This window comes from Micromonospora humi (assembly GCF_900090105.1).
Classification (GTDB): Bacteria; Actinomycetota; Actinomycetes; order Mycobacteriales; family Micromonosporaceae; genus Micromonospora; species Micromonospora humi.
On the sequence record NZ_FMDM01000001.1, the window covers coordinates 613,884 to 631,308 of the forward strand.

Below are 17,425 nucleotides of genomic sequence, written 5' to 3' on the forward strand. Positions count from 1 at the left end.
CCTCAGGCGTCGCGCGGCGCCCGCTTCGGGAAGACGGTGTAGGCCACCGGCCAGAACACCAGCCAGGCCGCCATGGCCAGGGTGAGCCGGGCGGCCCACGCCCACAATTCCTCGGTGCGTTCGGCGTCGCCGACCAGGGCGACGCCGCCGAGCAGCACCGCGCAGGCGACCGCCCACCCGATCATGCCCTTGCCCCACTCCCGCCACTCGTGCCGGGCCCGGGCCCACCCGTAGCGGGGCGCGCGGCGCGGCGGTGGTCCGCCGGCGAACCGGTGCGCGAACCGCTCGTCGGCCCAGCGCACCATGCTGTGCCCGAACGCGACCGAGAAGCCGAGGTACGCGGCGGCGAGGCCGTGGGCGAAGGTGGCGGTGCCGCCGCCGCGCAGGTCGACGATCGTGGCGGCCAGCAGGACGAGGTCGACGGCGGGCACGGCGAGCAGCAGCGCGGCGCCGAGGCGGGGTCGGCGCAGCGGATACCGGGCGACCAGGCCGGCGGCCAGGAACAGCCAGAACGCCACCTCGCACGCGACGATGACTCCGATGAGCATGCGACCTCCCCGTTTTAGTACGCTGTGCGACAACAACCCTAGCAACCGCCGTCCACCAGCCGCCGGAGGGGCCGTGCCCAAGATCGTCGACCATGACGCCCGCCGAGCCGAGCTGGCCGAGGCGATGTGGCGGGTGGTCTACCGCGACGGCGTCGGCGCGGCCACGGTGCGCAGCATCGCCGCCGAGGCCGGCTGGTCGCCCAGCGCCCTGCGGCACTACTTCGCCACCCAGACCGAGCTGCTGGTCTTCGCCATGGAACACGTGATGGCCGCGGCGACCCAACGGTTCACCGCCGACCACCGCACCGGCCCCGCCCGCCACGTCGTCCAGGGCATGCTGGAGGAACTGCTGCCGCTGGACCGCCAGCGCGTCCGGGAGGCCGAGGTGTGGCTGCTGCTCGCCGCCCGGGCGCAGGTCGACCCCGCCGCCCGGGAGCGGATGACCGAGGCCGACGACGGCGTACGCCGGGCCGCCGAACTCGCCGTCGCGCTGCTCACCGGCGAACGACCGGCCGACGAGGCGGCGGTCGCCCGCCTGCACGCCCTGCTCGACGGCCTCACCCTGCACGCGCTGCTGCACCCCGACCGGATGCCGCCGCAGCGACTCCGCGACCTGCTCGCCGCGCACCTCGACCAGCTCGCCCGCGACGGGTCGGCGGCACCCCCCGGATAAGGTCGGACCCGTGCGGACCAAGCAGGAACTGTCGGCGGCGATCCGGGAACGACGGCGGGCGGCGCTGGTGGTCAACGCCCACTCCCGCCGGGGCCGCCGGCTCTACGACACCGTCCACTCGCGCCTGCGCGCGGCCGGGTTCACGCTGCTCGGCGCGTATCCGGTGGACCGGCCGGGCGAACTCGACCGGGCGCTGGCCGAGGCCGTCGACCTCGGGCCGGACCTGCTGGTCACCGGCGGCGGCGACGGCACCATCGGGGCGGCGGCCCGGCTGCTCGCCCACCGCGACGTCGCGCTGGGCCTGCTTCCGCTGGGCACCACGAACAACTTCGCCCGCACCGTCGGCGTCCCGCTCGACCTCGACGCGGCGGTCGCGGTGCTCACCGACGGCAAGGTGATCGACGTCGACCTGGGCCTGATCGGCGACACCCGGTTCACCAACCACGTCGGGATCGGCCTGTCCGCCGACATCATGCTGACCGCGCCGCCCCGACTGAAGCGCGCCGTGGGCCGGCTGGCCTACCCGCTCACCGCGCTCGGGCTGCTGGCCCGGCACCGGCCGTTGCGGGTGACCGTCCGCGCCGAGGGGCGGGACCACGCGTTCACCACGCACCAGGTGTACGTGGCCAACGGCGGGTTCCACGCCGGGCGACCGATCACATCCGACGCCAACGCCGACGACCGGCTGCTGGTCGCGTACCCGGTGGGTGGGGCCAGCCGGCGCGGGCTGCTGCGCGAGACGGCGCGCAACGCCGCCGCCGGCCGCCGCCGCACCCTCGGCGACGAACCGTTCCTGGCCGTCCGCCAGCTCTGGCTGGAAACCGACCGGCCGGCCCGCATCGAGGTCGACGGCGAGCCGTACGGCCGGACGCCGGTGCGCATCGGCCTGGACCCGAACGCGCTGCGGCTGATGGCCCCCGCGGACAGCCCGGACCACTGACGGTCAGATCGGGCGGTCCTCGTCGGGCAGCGGGATCTCCTGGTTCTGCTCCAGCGCGTCGGCCGGGTCCAGGTCGTCGCGGACCGACTCGCCCAGGCCGGCGCGCTCGCTCGGCGGGCGCAGCACACCCTGCTCGGCCAGGTCGGCCTCGGCCGCCTCGGGCACGGCGTCCGCCACCCGCTCGGGCGGGCCGACGACCCGCTGGTCCTGCCGCTGCTCCTGGGCGTCGGCCTCCGGTGGGCGGCGCAGCGCGTCCTCGCTCATCGCGCCGCCCGCCGCACGACCGGTGCGCTCCGGTCGACCAGGCCGTCGTAACCGGCCGGGAGTTGGGCGACGGCCTGCGCGTAGGCGGCCGGGTCGAGCGCGTCGCGCAGCACGTCGAAGACGGCGGTCACCCCGTCGCGGGCCGCGTCGACGTCCACGTCGGCGCGCCCGCCGACCCGCGCCACGAACTCGTCGAGCCCGAACGCCTCGGCGGCCTCGGCCGGGCCGAACGCGTACGCCCGCAGCGCCTCCGGGAGCCGGTCGGCCAGGTCGCGGGCCTCCCCGCCGTCGATCCGCTCGGCCAGCGTGGTCAACGTGGCCCGGGTGACCGCGGCGGCCTGCTCCGCGGACGCCCCGCAGCGCCTGGCCACCGCGCCGACGAACTGGTCCTGGTCCATCTCGCCGCCTCCCTCTGCCGGGACAGCGGGATTCCCGCGCTCAGCCGCCGCAAACGGCTGCCGGGCGGTGTCGGGTCGCGGCCTCGGGACGTGACTCAGGCGACCCGGGGCACCGGCCAGGCCACCCGGTGCGCGGTGGCGTCGATCTGCCCGGTCCGTTCCAGGTCGATCGGCTCGGTCCGTTCCACGGCGATCTGCCCGGTCCGTTCGACGGCCGGGTCCGTCGGCGCGTCCACCACGACCCCGGTGCCGGTGGAATCCCGGTCGGCATCGTCGCGCACGACGGTGAGCAGGTCCAGGAACCGGTCGAGGTCCGTCGCGGCCAGCCGGAACGAGCCACGACACCGGGGGCCGGTCCAGAGCGAGAGGACCACGGCGCCCCGGTCGGGGTGGTAGCTGACCCGCAGCGTCCGGTCCTCGCCGCGCAGGTCGCCGAACAGGTCACCGAACTCGGGCAGCGGTCGCACCTCTCCCATCGATCCAGGATGCCCCACCCGGACCCGGGAGGGAAGGCCCGGCCCGCCGGTGCACCCGGCGGGCCGGGCGACGCGGCCGGGAGTAGCGTGCGACGCGGAACCCGCAACGAGGAGGTCCGGACAGTGCAGCCGACGATCGTGGACGTGCCCACCCCCGACGGAACGGCGGACGCCTATCTGGCCCGGCCGGACTCCGGCGGGCCGTTCCCCGGCGTCCTGCTGTTCATGGACGCCTTCGGGCTGCGGCCCCGGCTGGCCGAGATGGCCGGGACGATCGCCGCCCGCGGGTACGTCGTGCTGGTGCCCAACCTGTTCCACCGCGCCGGCCGCACCGGGCCGGTGGACATGTCCGCCCTGGCCGACGACAGCCGGCGCGCCGAGCTGTTCGCCCGGGTCGGTCCGATGATCGCCGCGCTGACGCCGGCGACGGTGGCCCGCGACACCGCCGCCTACCTGGACTTCCTCGCCGCCCAGCCGGACGTCGCGCCCGGCCCGGCAGCGATCACCGGCTACTGCATGGGCGGCACGAACGCGCTGCGGGCGATCGAGGCGCACCCGGACCGGATCGCCGCCGTGGCGGCGTTCCACGCCGGGCGGGTGGTCACCGACGCGCCGGACAGCCCGCACCTCGGTGTCGGCGCGGTCACCGGGGAGCTCTACTTCGGCCACGCCGACCAGGACGCCTCGATGACCGCCGAGCAGATCGCCGTGCTGGAGAAGACCCTGGACGCGGCTGGCGTCACCTACCGCTCGGAGGTCTACCCGGGGGCCCACCACGGCTACACCCAGGCGGACACCCCGATGTACGACGAGCAGGCCACCGAGCGGCACTGGGCGGCGCTGTTCGATCTGCTGGAGCGCACGTTCCGGCGCTGACCCGTCCGCAGGCCACCGGCGCGCGACTGGCACCTGCCACCACCGGCCCGGCTGGTTAGCGTCGGCCCCATGGAGACCGACCGCACCGCGATGGCCGTGCGCTTCGCCGCGCTGACCACCGCCCACGTCGCCGACGCCTGCCTGCGGGCCGGGGTGCCGGTGCGCTGCGCCCCGGCCGTCGTACGCCCGCTGCGGGCCGGGTGGCGCCTGGCCGGGCGGGTGCTGCCGGCCCGGCACGCCGGCAGCGTCGACGTGTTCCTGGAGGCGATCGACCGGGCGTCGGCGGGCGACGTGCTGGTGGTCGACGACGGCGGGCGCACCGACCGGGCGTGCGTGGGCGACCTGGTGGTGCGGGAGGCCCGGGCGGCCGGCCTGGCCGGCCTGGTGGTGTGGGGCGCGCACCGGGACACCGCCGACCTGACGGCGGTCGGGCTGCCCGTGTTCAGCGCCGGCGTCACCCCGACCGGGCCGCTGGAACTGGACCCGCCGCCGGCCGGGGCGCTGGACTCGGCGCGGGTCGGCCCGTGCACGGTGGACGCCCGCGACCTGGTCCTGGCCGACGACGACGGCGTGCTCTTCGTGCCCGCCGACGCCGCCGGCGAGTTGTTCGACCTGGCCGGGTCCATCCGGGACACCGAGCGGCGGCAGGCCGACCGGATCGCCGCCGGCGAGTCGCTGCGCGCGCAGCTCGGGTTCGGCGACTACCTGACCGCCCGGGCGGCGGACCCGACGCTGACGTTCCGGGCGCACCTGCGCGCGGTGGGCGGCGCGATCGAGGAGTGAGGCTCAGCCGCCGCGCGCCCACAGGGCCAGGCGCACCCGGTTGGGGCTGGCGGTCTTCGTCATCAGGCTGGTGATGTGGGTCTTCACCGTGGTCACGCCGATGTGCAGCCGTTCCGCGATCTCGGTGTTGGACAGCCCTTCCGCGACCAGGCCGAGCACGTCCTGCTCGCGGGCGGTCAGTTCGGCCGTGCGTCGCGGTGCGTCGACCCGGGCGTGCACGGCCCGCTGGACCAGTCGGCGCAGCACGTCCGGGCTGAACGGGCTCTCCCCGGCGGCGGCCCGGCGCACCCCGTCGAGCAGCTCGGCCGGTGGCGCGTCCTTGAGCAGGAAGCCGCAGGCGCCCGCGGTCAGCGCCGGGTAGAGGTGGTCGTCGTCGCCGAACGTGGTGAGCACCATGATCCGGGTGGCCGGCCGGTCGGCGAGGATCCGGCTGGTCGCGCTGATCCCGTCGACGCCCGGCATCCGCAGGTCCATCACCACCACGTCCGGGCGCAGCCGGGCGGCGAGGGTGACCGCGTCGCGGCCGTTGTCGGCCTCGCCGACGACCTCCAGGTCGGGCTGGGCGTCGCAGAGCATCCGCAGGCCGGCCCGGATGAGGTGCTGGTCGTCGACCAGCAGGACCCGGATCACGCCGGCTCCGGCGCGACCGGCCGGGGCGGCGGCGCCCCACCGGGGGCCCGGTCCGGGCCGGCCGGCAGGACGGTGCGCACCTGCCAGCCCGTTTCGGTCGGCCCGGCCTCCAGCCGCCCGCCGAGCACCTCCACCCGTTCCCGCATCCCGACCAGGCCGTGGCCGCCGCCGGACGGCACGCCGGCCGGCGCGGCGCCGCGCCCGTCGTCGGACACCGCCCAGTGCACCGCGCCGTCCACCATCGACACGGTCAGCCGGGCCCGGGCCGCCGCGCCCGCATGCTTCGCCACGTTCGTCAACGCCTCCTGGGTCAGCCGCAGCACCGCCTGACCGCGGACCGCGTCCAGCGTGCCGACGGCCGCGTCCACGTCGGCCTCCACCACGACGCCGGCCTGCCGGGCCCGGTCCACCGCCGCCCCGAGAGCCGCCGGCAGCGCCGCCGGCTCGATGACCGTCAGCGCCGCGTCACCCCGGACGCCGTCCGGTTCGCGCAGCACCGCGACCAGCCGGCGCAGGTCGGTCAGCGCCGCCGTGCCGGTGGTGTGCACGTCGTCGAAGACCGCGCCCACCCGGGGGTCCAGGTCCGGCAGCACGTGCCGGGCCACCCCGACCCGCAGCACCATCGACGCGACGTGGTGGGCGAGCACGTCGTGCAGTTCGCGGGCGATGGCGCTGCGCTCGTCGGCGCGGGCGGCCCGGCTCTCCGACTCGCGCCGGTGCTGCTCGGCCGCGGCCCGCTCCTCGGCCTGCCGGCCCAGCTCCCGGGTGGTCCGCACGACCAGCCCGAGCAGCAGCGGCAGGCCGACGGTGACGGCCAGCCCGAACACACCGGTGAGCGCCTGCCGGACCGGCGCGCCGATCACCCGGCTCACGTCGATCGTGGCCACCAGCCCGGCCGCCAGCCAGAACGTGCGCGGCCGGCTCGCCCGCATGGTCAGCTCCAGCAGCGCCCAGCTCGCGCCGACCTGGTTGATCGTCACGTCGTCGACCAACGGGAGTGCCGCCACCAGCAGGGCGGACTGGATCATCAGGTTCAGCAGCGGCCGTCGGTGGCACAGCAGCGCCACCGCGAACGCCGCGACCGCGAGCCACCACTGCGTCGCGGTCGGGGCGGGCCGGCCGTGCGCGCCGATGACCAGGTAGCCGACACCGCTGAGATCCAGCAGCAACATCCGCGCGAGCGTGTCCCGCGCGTCGAACAACCGCCCCACCCAGCCCACCGCGCCAGCCTAGGCAACCGCGGCGGCCGGAGCCACCGGCCGCCGCCACCGCCGGCGCAGTCCGAGGTGGACGGCCAGCCCGAGTGGGCCGAGCAGGATGGTGAGCAGCAGCACGCCGGCGGTGAGCACTGCCGGGACGCCCCGCTCCCGCGCGTCGGCGAAGATCCAGCGGCCCACGAACAGGTCGAAGCCGATCATGTGGGCCCAGGCCGCCGCCGCGCCGTCGGCGGTGCCGAGGAGGTCCCGCAGGCCGTCCAGGGTCGGCGCGGTGACCACCGGCAGCACCGCGCCGAGTGCCGGCAGCACCAGCAGCGCGTACACCAGCAGAACGGGCGCCACGATCAGCGGCGAGCCGACGATCCGGGTTGTCCACGACCAGCGCGGCGCCAGGATCATCAGCGCCCAGAACGGGGCGGCTAGGGCGAACGTCAACCCGAACAGCGCGCCGCTCATCCGGCCAGCGCCATTCCGGCGCGGCGGACCCGGCGGGCCAGCACCAGGCCGGCGGCCGTCGCGGTGGCGAGCGCCAACACCGCCGCCACGGCCAGGGTGAGGCCGTCCGGCCGCGACAGCGGCTGCCCGCGCAGCGCCTGCCAGGTGAGCAGCAGGGTGAGCGCGGCGTACCCGGCGCCGCCGACGAGCACCAGCCGGGCCCGGGTCAGCTCGTCCAGTCGGGTGCCGAGGAACCGGTCGAGCAGGATCGCCAGCAGCGGCAGCGCCTGCAGCGCGTGCAACCCGACGAAGTGTCCGACCCGCAGGTCACCGCCGGTGGTGCTCCAGCCGACCAGCGGCAGCCCCGGTCCGCCGTCCGGCACGCCGACGCTGTGCGCCCCGGTGATCCCGGCCGGCGCTCCGGCGGGCCGCTGCGCCACCATCGGGAACGCGACGAGCATGCCGAGCAGCGACACCCCGAGACCGAGGCGCACCGCGTACCCGCCGGCCCGGTCCGGCGTGCGCCGGCGCAGCAGCACGACCGCGAGCACGACCTGGGCCAGGAAGAGCACCATGATCGCCGCGCCCATCACGTCGAACAGCGCCGCGTTGAGCGGGGTGGTGCCGTTGAAGTGGCTGGTGGTGCCGCGGACCACCTGGCCGACGATGACGACCATCTCCACCACCGACACCGCCACGATCACGGTGGCCGCCCGCTCCGCGAGTCGGCTGCGTGTCGGCAGCAGGGACAGCATCCAGGCGAGCGTCACACCGTAGACCGTGAACGAGATCGCGAACTTCAGCGGCTTGAGCCAGGCGGGGGCGCCGGTGAGCACCCGGGGGTCGGCCACCACGCCGATCGCGGCGACGACGGTGAGCACCGCCATCGCGGCCACGAGGAGCAGCAGGGGGCGGTGCCATCCGGCCGCCCGGTTCCACACGGTAGTCATGCCTGTAGATGCTGGTGGTCGGCGCGGCCGGTCGCGCCCGACCCGGAGCCGCGGTGGCGGCCTTCGGTGCGAGCCGCGTCTCCTACCGGGGGAGGAGACGCTCAGTCGGGCAGCCGGGGCATCTCCACGCCCGGGTCGCGGCCGAGCAGCACGCCGCGGGTCAAGGCCCGCGAGCCGAACCGGTCGCGCACGGCGTCGACCGCGGCGTCCAGCGCCGGCCCCGGCTCGGCGGTGAACGGCAGCGTGAGCTGGGTGTGCCCGCCGTCCAGGTTGCCCACCGAGACGCCCAGCAGGGTGACGCCGCGCTGCTCGATCAGCGGCAGCGCGGCGCGCAGCAGCGCCCGGGCGGCGGCCCGCAGCGGGGCGGTCTGCGCGGTCGGCTTGTCGAGCGTGTGCGAGCGGGTCGCCCGGGTGTAGTCGGCGAAGCGCAGCCGCAGCGTCACCGTGCGGCCGGTGCGCCGGGCGTCGCGCATCCGCCCGGTCACCCGGTCGACCAGCCCGGCCAGCACCGCGTCCAGCTCGGCGGGGGAGTGCGGCTCGCGGGCCAGCGCGTGCTGCGCGCCCATCGAGGAGCGCCGGCGGCCCACCTGCACCGCGCGCGGGTCACGGTTGTGCGCCAGGGCGTGCAGGTGCCGGCCGGCACCGCCGCCGAGCAGCGACACCAGGGCGGGCTCGTCGAGCCGGGCCACCTGCCCGACGGTACGCAGGCCGCGCTCGCGCAGCCGGCCGGCGGTGACCGGGCCGACGCCCCACAGCCGCTCCACCGGCAGCGGGTGCAGGAAGGCCAGCTCCCGGTCGGGCTCGACGACCAGCAGCCCGTCCGGCTTGGCCACCCCGCTGGCGACCTTGGCGAGGAACTTGGTGCGGGCCACGCCGACCGTGATCGGCAGGCCCACCTGCCGGCGGACCCGCTCGCGCAGCTCGGCCGCGATGCCGGCCGGCGGGCCGACCAGCCGCCGCAGCCCGCCCACGTCGAGGAACGCCTCGTCGATGCTGAGCCCCTCGACCAGCGGGGTGGTGTGCCGGAAGATCTCGAACACCGCGCGGCTGGCGGCGGTGTAGGCGGCCATCCGGGGCGGCACCACGATCGCCTCCGGGCAGAGCCGCCGCGCCTGCCGGCCGCCCATCGCGCTGCGCACGCCCCGGGCCTTCGCCTCGTAGCTGCAGGCGAGCACGACGCCGCCGCCGACGATCACCGGCCGGCCGCGCAGCCGGGGATCGTCGCGTTGCTCGACGGAGGCGTAGAACGCGTCCAGGTCGGCATGCAGGATGGTGGCCTCGCCCGACACCCGGTTATCTTCGCACACCTGTTCGAGAGATGCGGGCTGGCCTGCCCGGACGAGGGCCGGCCGGCGGGAGGGACCCGCCGGCCGGCCGCCCGCGTCACCGCCCGTAGACCTCGAACTCGTAGAGCGAGAACCCGTACGAGGTGGCCCGCTTGACCCCGTACACCCGCACGTAGCGTGCGCTGACCGGGGCGAAGGTGGCGTTGTCGACGCCGCCGTTGCCGGTGGTGGTGGCGAACACCGGCGTCCAGGAGGTGCCGTCGCCGGAGACCTCGATCCGGTACGACGTGGCGTACGCCGACTCCCAGCGCAGCACCGCCCGGCTCACCGTGCGGGCCGCCCCGAGGTCGACCCGCAGCCACTGGTTGTCGTTGTAGCTGCTGGCCCACCGGCTGCCCAGGCTGCCGTCGACCGCCTTGTCCGGGGTGTAGCTGGTCAGGAACTGGGTGCTCGACGCGCTGGCCGGACGGCCCTGGGCCAGGTTGGTGACGTCGTCGCCCCGGCGCGCCGGGAACGACACCACCTGCTGGTAGGTCGGCCGGTTCTGCCAGGCGATCAGCGGGTGGGTGATGCCGCCCAGGCCGGACTGGGCGATCGAGTCGGCGCACCACTGGTCGCCGGCGCCGCAGGACTTGTCACCCGGGTAGACGGTGGTCGCCGGCACCGCGGCGGCCTGGCCCAGCGCCCCGAGCAGCGCCGTCCGACAGGCGCCCAGGTTGCCGTTGCCGCAGTAGGCGCGCCCCAGCCCGCCGGCGACCGGGTCGCCGAGCACGGTGCGCACGTCCTTGTCGACGTAGCCCCACCAGCCGTACTGGAACGACGAGCCCTTGTGCGCCTGGCCCGCCAGGGCCCAGCTCGTCGCGCCGTCGCGACCGCCGTTCTGCCCGCCCGACGGCGCCTCGTTGACCTCGATCGCGTCGACGAGCGCGGCGTAGAGGTCCGGCCCGAGCCCGGGGCGGAACTCCGCCGAGGCGAGCAGCGGCCACCAGGCGTCGAAGATCCGGATCGCGTCGGCGTGCTGGTAGACCTTCGATCCCGGGGCCGTCTCCACCCGCCGGGCGCCGGCCTGCTGCCAGGCCCGCAGCTTGGTGACCGCGTCGGCCAGCGCCGGGTCGGTGACCGGCGCGCTGTCCAGCACCCGCAGCAGGTCGCCGAGGACCTGCTGGCCGCGCAGGTCGGTCACCGCCGCGTCCGCCATGATCTTGACGACGTCGGCGCGGCCGAGCTTGCGCTGGGCGATCGCGGCGCGCACCGGGCCGTCGAGCAACTGACCCCGGTGTACGGAGCCGAAGCTGAAGTTGCCGTCCGCCGCCCCGAAGTCCCGCGCCTGCTTGTTGTTCCAGCTGACGTAGTAGTCCTGGTTGACCGACTGCGGGTGCGCCGACGCCGGCGCGTAGCTGGCGTCGTTGGTGTCCGGGTTCCAGCCGGCCCACTCGTACGCCGGCTCGGCCTTCGCCGGCAGGTTCGGGTCGGTGACCGACGACCGGACCGGGTTCGCGCCGGAGTTGTAGTACGCCGCCTCGGTCGAGTTGACGTAGAACCAGTTGAACGCGTAGCCGACGCTGGCCGCGGACGCCTGGAACGCCGCCGCGCTGCCCATCGCCGACGGGTCGTTGAAGGCCTGGAAGCCGATCGCCGAGTCGGCCTCGTGCCGGTAGGTGGAGCGCAGCTTGGTGAACGCGGTGGGCTGCCCGTTCACCAGCCCCCGGTAGGACACCAGCCCGTACTTGGTGCGCAGCGCGCGCAGCGTGTAGGAGCCGGCCGGGGTGGAGTCGGCGAGCGTCGGCGACCAGGAGTTGCGCTGCTCCAGCGCCTCCATGGCGAGGCACTGGCCGTGGTAGAGGTAGCGGTTGGTGCGCAGCGTCGGCGCGCTGCCGTCGGTGGTGCACAGCGGCACCGCGTACGTGTCGGTCAGGTCCTGCGAGGCGGAGGTGGCGCTCCACGCGTAGTCCTGGCCGCGGCCGAGCAGCACGTAGAGGTTCAGCCCGGCGAACGCCGCGCCGCGGGCGCTGATCCCCGGCCCCTGCAACTCCTGGAGCATCAGCAGTTGCGGGGCGAAGTAGCCGGTCTGCGGCCCGAACACGGCCACCGGGTTGCCGGTGGTGGTGTGCCGGCCGGAGACCACCACGGCGTTGGACATGCCGTGCGCGCGCAGGTTGGCCAGGCCGCCGAGCAGCTCCTTGGTGGCCTTGCTGGCGCCGGTGCGGGAGGCGGCGCCGCCGGTCTGGTCGTAGGCGAGCGGCTCGGCGACCACCGAGCCCGCGTCGGGCAGCACCGCGCTCGTCGCGCCCGGCGGCGTCGCACCGTACGGGAAGCTCTGCCCGTCGTGCAGCGTGAGCACGGTCTCCGGGTCGTTCTGCGAGCGGAACGCCGCCCACACCTTGTCGCCCTCGGTGGCGCCGTACTTGGCGCGCGCGGCGACGCGCACCAGCGCGGACTGGATCTCGCTGCCACCGCCGCCGCCGAACAGGCCGCCGATCACGCCGGCGGTGGCGATCAGGTCGGTCATGGTGAAGTGCTTCGGCTTGCCGGCGCCGGCGAGCACGTACTCGCCGGGGTAGTTGTCGTCGGCGATCGACTTGTCGATGTAGGCGTTGATGCCGGCGATGTAGTCGACCACGTCGGTGTAGAGCTGCTGGCCCCGGGCGCCCCTGGTGCGCAGCGCGTCCACCTGGGCCTGGAGGTCCGCCTCGGTGTAGGGCGAGTTGGCCCAGACGCTCTGCTCCAGCTCCCGGTTGCCGGGGGCGCCGCCGGCGAACGAGGTGACGTTGCCGCGGCCGACGTGGCGCAGCAGGTCCATCACCCAGAGTCGGTCCTGGGCCCCGGCGTAGCCGGCGCCGAACATGGTGCCGCCGCGGGTGGTGCCGGTGACGTGCGGGACGCCGGTGGCCCTGTCCCGCACGATGGTGACGTCCGAGCGCGGTGAGACGGTGCTCTCGACCTGCGCGGCGGGCACGCCGAACGAGGAGTCGTTGTAGAACTGGGCGATCTGCTCGTCGGTCAGCCCGGCGTAGTTGTAGACCAGGTTCGCGTACTCGTCGAGCTGGTCGCTGGAGTGCGCCGGGCGGGTGCCGAGCGTCTGGTGGGCCAGGATCGCGACGAGCGTGGCGTTGCCGTTCTGCCCGGGCGGCAGGATGTCGGCGCACTGGCCGAGGCAGTAGTCGTTCGGGGCGAAGGTGCTGGCCGCGAGCGCCGGTGAGGGCGGGGTGACGGTCAGCACGCTCGCGGTCAGGGCGGCGGCGGTGAGTGCCGCGAGCCGGGCGCGGAGTGGGCGACGGGGCATGGCGATTCCTCCGGGGACGCGGAGTCGGGCCTTCGGTACGCCCGGCGGGTCGGTGCCGACGTCTCGCCCTCCGCGCCCGGGCGTTCCACCCGGAGGTGAGAATGACTCATATCTATCTCCGGGCAATGATCGGCGGCGAACCGTCGCTCGGGATAGCCGTCGTTCACCAGCCGTGAATGCCGACGTTTCGCCCCCATCGTCGCCCGTGGACGCGACGGTGGGGGGTGGCGCCGTTGCCACCCCCCACCGCGTTCCTGAGCCGGCGCGCCGTCAGTGCTTGTGGAACGACTGGCGCACCACGCCCCCCACCAGGGCGCACCAGGTGGTGGTGCTGAGCTTGCCGGTGGGCGGCAGCCCGTGCAGGCGTTGCAGGTCCTTCACCGCGCTCCGGGTCGCGTGGTCGTACTCGCCGGTCGGGGTGACCTCCGCCCAGCCCTTGGAGGCGAGCATGAACTGCGCCGCGACCACCGGCACGCCGGTGTCGCGCTGGTCCAACTCCGGGGCGAGCGTCTCCCAGGTGGGCGCCGTCAGGGTGGCGTCGACGTCGACCGGGATGCCGTTGCGGGCCTGCCAGTCCTGCACCGCCGCGACGGTTGCCGCGTCGAACACGCCGGTGACCGGCACGGCGTAGCCGCGGAACGTCAGCAGGTACTGCGCGACCCGGACCACCGGGCCGCCGACGAAGCGCCAGATGTCCGGCCAGCGGCGCGCCGGCACGTCGCCCAGGCGGGTGCCCAGCTTCCGGAACACCCGACGCCGCACCGCCGGGAACTCCCGGTAGAACGTCGCGCCCGGGCACTGGGTCTCCCGGAAGTCCCAGTGGCCGAAGATGTCGTGCGCGTGCAGCCCGTACTGCCGGCAGACCGCGGTGCAGAGCCGCACCAGCCCGTCGAGCAGGTCCTCCGGCGGCGCCTCGGTGACGTAGGTGCCCTCGTTCTCGATGCCGATGGCGCGGCCGTTCTCGCCCGGGCAGTGCGCGGCGATCATCTGCCGGTCGCCGGCCGCCAACCGCTCCAGGCTGCCGTGCCGTCCCTCCAGGACGTGGCCGCCGCGGCTGACCGTGAAGTGCTGCCCGGTGTCCGACCAGCCGTTGCCGTCCATGTGCAGGTCCTGGCAGTCGCGGGCCAGCTGCTTGGCGTGCTCCTCGGAGTGGTCGGTGACGTTCGGGAACGCCATGTGGTGCAGGATGATCTTGTTGGTGGGGATCGCGCTGACCGACAGCGCACCCGACGGCGGCCGGGCGGCCCACTCGTCGCAGCTGATGATCCAGTCGAGATCCGCGCCCGGCGCGGCGTGCGCGGCGTTCGGGAGCGCGAGTTCGGTCCCGACGACCGCGACCGTGGCGGCGCCGAGGCCGGCCCGTAGCAGCGTGCGGCGATCCAGCTCGGGATGGTCGAAGTGCATGGCATCTCCTCGATGACCCGACCGACGCCGGGCGATGTAAAGGAACTCCAAGTGAAGCGCGCGAGGTGGAGAATATTGCCACGACCGCGCCGCGCGCCAGGGGACAAAAGCCACCCGCGCCGGCCCACTCCTACCGGACCAGTAGGCGATGTCACGTCCGATGACCGGGACGGACCATGTCGCTCGGCCGATTGCCGTGGCAGCCTGGACCGGTGCAGTCGCCCAACCTGACCGGCCTCGCCGTGCTCGTCGCGGTCCTCGCGGCGGCCACCGCGCTCGGCTGGTGGCGCCGCGGTCGCGACGGCCGGCTGCGCGCTGTCCGGGATCGACGACCCGCCGCCGGCACCGACGGGTCGGTCGCCGCCGGCGACGTGCGCCACGCGGCCACCCTCGCCGCCCTCGGGGTACGCCCCGGCGCGGTCACCGTGGTGCAGTTCTCCGCCCCCGTCTGCGCGCCCTGCCGGGCCACCCGCCGGATCCTCGACGACGTCACCGGCGGACTCGACGGGGTGACCCTGCTGGAGGTCGGCGTCGACGAGCACCTCGACGCGGCCCGCGCCCTGGACGTCTGGCGCACCCCGACGCTGCTGCTGGTGGACGCGGGTGGGCGGATCGTCCGGCGGGTCACCGGCGTACCCGACCGGGACGAGCTGCTGGCCGCGCTCATCCCGCTCGCCGCCGGAGCGCGCCGATGACCGGGACGCGCCCCGCCACGGCGCGATCTGCCGCGGCACGGTCGGCCGGCGCCGGTACCGCCGGTGTGTGGCTGGTCCGGCGGCGGGTGGTGGACCACGGCCGGCTGGCGTCGAGCCTCTGTGCGCCGGCCCGCGCCGCCTGACCGACCACCCCCCGCTCGCCCTCGCCCCGGAACGGAACCCCTCGATGCTGCTCGATCCCCGAGGGCCGCGCTTCGCCGCCGCCCTCACCACGGTCGTCCTCGCCGTCGCCCTGCTCACCGGATCCGGGCTGCTCCTGCTCGCCCAGGCCGTCGTCTTCGCGCTCACCGCGGCCCACCCGCGTCTCGGCCCGTACGGCCTGCTCTTCCGGGCCGTGGTCGCCCCCCGGCTGGACCCGCCGGTCGAGCTGGAGCCGGTCGCCCCGGTCCGGTTCGCGCAGCTCGTCGGGCTGGCCTTCACCGCCGTGGGCGCGGTGGCCTGGTTCACCGGCCTGAGCGTCCTCGGGCTGGTCGCCACCGCCGGCGCGCTCGCCGCCGCGTTCCTCAACGCGGCGTTCGGACTCTGCCTGGGTTGCGAGGCCTACCTGGCGCTCCGCCGCCTCACCGGCCGCCCCCTGACCGCCCGCCTCCCCGTCCCCCCGCGCTGACCCCCCACCCCACCCCGCCGATCTTGCACTTGGTGCCCCGGCGAAAGGGGCGATCCGCCCGTGCCGGGGGCCGCAACCGCAAGATCGGCGGGGGCGAGGGGTGGGCGGGGTTCTACGCTGGGTCGGGGTGGGACGGGGGAGTGGGATGGGTGGAGGGGCGCGGCTGGACCGGCGTGGTGTGCTCGCCGCCGCGGGCGGGCTGGCGGTCGCCGGCATCGGCGTACCGGTCGGGCTGGCCATCACCCGTGACCGGCCGGCACCGGCCCGCGGACGCCGGCCGGTCAGCATGGCCATGCACCTGCACGCCTCGTTCAGCGAGGGCGTCGCCAGCTACGCCGCCCACCTCGACCAGGCCCGCCGCAACGCCGTCGACGTGCTCTGGTGGACCGACCACGACTTCCGGGTCGCCGCGCACGACCACCGCCGCGTCGTGCGCTTCGACGGCCCGGAGGAACGGGAGGGCGAGCTGGCCTGGACCTGGACGTCGGCCACCGAGGGGCGGCTCACCGAGTCGGCGGCCGACTTCGTCGCCGCGCCGGACGCCGCCGACGGCCCCGGCCGCGCGTTGCGCCTGGCCGCCACCGGCGCCGGCACCCACTGGTACGCGGGCAAGGCCTGGAACTGGACGCACACCGGGAACATCTCCGACACCACGCTGCATCTGGACGTGCGGCCCGAGGCGACCGGCCCGGACGCCACGCTCACCGTCGAGGTCGCCCTGTCCCACCACCCGGCCGGGCCCGGCCGGGCCGCCGGCCAGCTGGTGCTGCGCTACCGCCTCGGCGCGGCGACCACTCTCCGGCACGCCGCCGACGGCCGGCACGGTACCGTCGACGTGCCCGCCCCGGCCGGCGCCTGGCGGCGGCACACGTTCGACCTGCTCGCCGACGTCCGGCGACTCTGGCCCGACCTGGTGGCCGGCGACAACTCGCTGCGCGGGCTGCGCCTCGGCGTGACCGTCGACGGCGGGGCGCGCGGCGCGTACCTGGTCGACCGGCTGGTCTTCGACCGGGCGCGGCGGGCCGGGCAGGGCGGGGAGGATCTGCGCGCCGAGGTGCTGCGCGGCTACGACGGCGCCTACCCGGGCGTGACCCACCACCGGGCGTACGAGGTGTCGATGGTGCGGCACCTCAACTGGTTCGGCGGCGACGGCACGCTGCCGCGCTTCCCGTCCCCGCCCTACCGGGACAACGACCCCGGCGCGACCGAGCGGATGGCGGAGTTCCTGCACGCCCACGGCGGCGTGGTCTGCTGGAACCACCCGCTGGACGTGGAGCGCCGGGACTCGCTGGCCCGGCTGCTGGTGGCCCGGCGCGGGCTCGGCGCCGACCTGATCGAGATCGGCCGAACCCCGGTCGAGGACCACCTCTGGGCGTACGACGTGGCGGCCCGCAACGCGATCCCGCTGACCGCCGTGGGGGTGACCGACGACCACGACGGCACCGACTGGCGGGCCGGGCGGGACCGGTGGATCACGTCCGTCTGGGCCGCCTCGACCGGCCGTGACGACCTGGTCGCGGCGCTGCGCGCCGGGCAGGCCTGGTTCGCCGACCTGGTCGGCTACCGGGGGGCGCTGGACCTGGAGTTCGGTGGCCGCAGCGCGATGGGCGCGTTGCCGACGGTCGTCGACGACACCGTCACGGTGCGGCTGCGCGCCACCGACCTGCCGGCCGGGGCGACGCTGGAGGTGGTCACCGGCGAGGTGGACCTGGCCGGCGAGGCGGACCCGACCCCGGCGGTCCGGACCAGACAGGTGCCGTGGCGGCAGCTGCGGCAGGGCTGGCACGACCTGCCGGTGCGGGTGGGCGGCGGCGCGTACCTGCGCACCCAGGTGCGGGACCGCGACGGCGCGATCGTCGCCGCGAGCAACCCACTCTGGCTGCTGCGCCGGGAGCCGCCCTCGGGCGTCCCCCCGGCGCGCCGCTTCTGACCGACGTCG

The 17,425-nt window shown here is 75.6% G+C and carries 18 protein-coding genes; 7 read left to right on the forward strand and 11 right to left on the reverse strand.

The features are described from left to right. Positions 1-2 precede the first annotated feature (2 nt). Positions 3-548 (reverse strand): hypothetical protein, encoded by a 546-nt coding sequence (locus GA0070213_RS02745; protein WP_091056409.1) that lies wholly within the window; start codon positions 546-548, stop codon positions 3-5. 73 nt (positions 549-621) lie between these two features. On the opposite strand from GA0070213_RS02745, the gene GA0070213_RS02750 reads away from it, so the two are divergent. After that, positions 622-1,221, forward strand: coding sequence for a TetR/AcrR family transcriptional regulator (locus tag GA0070213_RS02750; RefSeq protein ID WP_091056412.1), 600 nt, complete (start codon positions 622-624; stop codon positions 1,219-1,221). Between the two features lie 10 nt (positions 1,222-1,231). After that, on the forward strand, positions 1,232-2,161 hold the full coding sequence (locus tag GA0070213_RS02755) for a diacylglycerol/lipid kinase family protein (RefSeq protein WP_091056414.1): 930 nt from the start codon (positions 1,232-1,234) through the stop codon (positions 2,159-2,161). 3 nt (positions 2,162-2,164) lie between these two features. On the opposite strand, the gene GA0070213_RS02760 is transcribed toward GA0070213_RS02755, so the two are convergent. The 3 genes from GA0070213_RS02760 to GA0070213_RS02770 all read right to left on the reverse strand — a co-directional run bounded on the left by GA0070213_RS02760 (position 2,165) and on the right by GA0070213_RS02770 (position 3,299). Then, a complete protein-coding gene (locus GA0070213_RS02760) occupies positions 2,165-2,425 on the reverse strand; it encodes a hypothetical protein (RefSeq protein WP_091056417.1) in 261 nt (86 codons plus the stop codon). Then, positions 2,422-2,823, reverse strand: a complete 402-nt coding sequence (locus tag GA0070213_RS02765; protein WP_091056420.1) for a DUF2267 domain-containing protein — start codon at positions 2,821-2,823, stop codon at positions 2,422-2,424. Before GA0070213_RS02765 ends, GA0070213_RS02760 begins: the two co-directional genes overlap by 4 nt. 95 nt (positions 2,824-2,918) lie before the next feature. Then, positions 2,919-3,299: a hypothetical protein gene (locus GA0070213_RS02770; RefSeq protein WP_139128609.1), complete on the reverse strand. Its 381-nt coding sequence runs from the start codon at positions 3,297-3,299 to the stop codon at positions 2,919-2,921. 123 nt (positions 3,300-3,422) lie between these two features. Here GA0070213_RS02770 and GA0070213_RS02775 point away from each other — a divergent pair, with 123 nt between their 5' ends. Next, positions 3,423-4,175 (forward strand): dienelactone hydrolase family protein, encoded by a 753-nt coding sequence (locus tag GA0070213_RS02775; RefSeq protein WP_091056426.1) that lies wholly within the window; start codon positions 3,423-3,425, stop codon positions 4,173-4,175. A 69-nt stretch (positions 4,176-4,244) separates the two neighbouring features. Next, positions 4,245-4,958 carry an RraA family protein gene (locus GA0070213_RS02780; protein WP_091056429.1) on the forward strand — a complete coding sequence of 238 codons (714 nt, stop codon included), beginning with the start codon at positions 4,245-4,247 and terminating at the stop codon, positions 4,956-4,958. A 3-nt stretch (positions 4,959-4,961) separates the two neighbouring features. On the opposite strand, the gene GA0070213_RS02785 is transcribed toward GA0070213_RS02780, so the two are convergent. The 7 genes from GA0070213_RS02785 to GA0070213_RS02815 all read right to left on the reverse strand — a co-directional run bounded on the left by GA0070213_RS02785 (position 4,962) and on the right by GA0070213_RS02815 (position 14,163). Continuing rightward, the gene (locus GA0070213_RS02785; protein WP_091056432.1) at positions 4,962-5,588 is read right to left on the reverse strand and encodes a response regulator; all 627 of its coding nucleotides are present in this window, start codon (positions 5,586-5,588) and stop codon (positions 4,962-4,964) included. Then, a complete protein-coding gene (locus GA0070213_RS02790) occupies positions 5,585-6,808 on the reverse strand; it encodes a sensor histidine kinase (protein ID WP_091056435.1) in 1,224 nt (407 codons plus the stop codon). Before GA0070213_RS02790 ends, GA0070213_RS02785 begins: the two co-directional genes overlap by 4 nt. 9 nt (positions 6,809-6,817) lie before the next feature. Further along, positions 6,818-7,261: an ABA4-like family protein gene (locus tag GA0070213_RS02795; protein ID WP_091056438.1), complete on the reverse strand. Its 444-nt coding sequence runs from the start codon at positions 7,259-7,261 to the stop codon at positions 6,818-6,820. Next, entirely contained in the window at positions 7,258-8,190 is a 933-nt protein-coding gene (locus GA0070213_RS02800) for a hypothetical protein (protein WP_091056441.1), read from the reverse strand. Before GA0070213_RS02800 ends, GA0070213_RS02795 begins: the two co-directional genes overlap by 4 nt. A 101-nt stretch (positions 8,191-8,291) precedes the next feature. After that, positions 8,292-9,479, reverse strand: coding sequence for a DNA polymerase IV (gene dinB, locus GA0070213_RS02805; RefSeq protein ID WP_091056444.1), 1,188 nt, complete (start codon positions 9,477-9,479; stop codon positions 8,292-8,294). A 94-nt stretch (positions 9,480-9,573) separates the two neighbouring features. Next, entirely contained in the window at positions 9,574-12,759 is a 3,186-nt protein-coding gene (locus GA0070213_RS02810; RefSeq protein WP_091056447.1) for a penicillin acylase family protein, read from the reverse strand. Between the two features lie 270 nt (positions 12,760-13,029). Beyond that, positions 13,030-14,163 carry a peptidoglycan recognition protein family protein gene (locus tag GA0070213_RS02815; RefSeq protein ID WP_091056449.1) on the reverse strand — a complete coding sequence of 378 codons (1,134 nt, stop codon included), beginning with the start codon at positions 14,161-14,163 and terminating at the stop codon, positions 13,030-13,032. 212 nt (positions 14,164-14,375) lie between these two features. Here GA0070213_RS02815 and GA0070213_RS02820 point away from each other — a divergent pair, with 212 nt between their 5' ends. The 3 genes from GA0070213_RS02820 (at position 14,376) to GA0070213_RS02830 (ending at position 17,416) form a co-directional block, all read left to right on the forward strand. Then, on the forward strand, positions 14,376-14,858 hold the full coding sequence (locus tag GA0070213_RS02820; RefSeq protein ID WP_245716225.1) for a thioredoxin family protein: 483 nt from the start codon (positions 14,376-14,378) through the stop codon (positions 14,856-14,858). A gap of 187 nt (positions 14,859-15,045) precedes the next feature. Next, entirely contained in the window at positions 15,046-15,486 is a 441-nt protein-coding gene (locus tag GA0070213_RS02825) for a DUF4395 domain-containing protein (RefSeq protein ID WP_091056455.1), read from the forward strand. A 145-nt stretch (positions 15,487-15,631) separates the two neighbouring features. Beyond that, positions 15,632-17,416 (forward strand): CehA/McbA family metallohydrolase domain-containing protein, encoded by a 1,785-nt coding sequence (locus tag GA0070213_RS02830; protein WP_091056458.1) that lies wholly within the window; start codon positions 15,632-15,634, stop codon positions 17,414-17,416. Positions 17,417-17,425: the final 9 nt, after the last annotated feature.